The 200-nt window shown below is 49.0% G+C and carries 1 protein-coding gene; it reads left to right on the forward strand.

Features of this window, described 5'->3' with window-relative positions:
- Positions 1 to 200, forward strand: a 200-nt coding sequence (locus BFC18_RS21810) for a hypothetical protein (protein ID WP_170826637.1), incomplete at both ends; no start/stop codon positions are given.

Raw genomic sequence — 200 nt, forward strand, 5'->3', positions numbered from 1 at the left:
CTGCCTATCCTCAACGTGAATTCCATCACTGATCTCAACAGCGATACGCCGTTGATTTCAGGTACTTCTGATGAAATTGGCGCACTCATTACCATCGTTGTTACCGACGGCAATGGTGATGCACAAAGCTTCACCGCTACTGTACTTGGCGATGGTACGTGGTCGGCGAATGTGCCCTCTGCTATTTCAGAAGGTCTACT

The sequence above is a fragment of the Alteromonas confluentis genome, assembly GCF_001757105.1.
Taxonomy (GTDB): Bacteria; Pseudomonadota; Gammaproteobacteria; order Enterobacterales; family Alteromonadaceae; genus Alteromonas; species Alteromonas confluentis.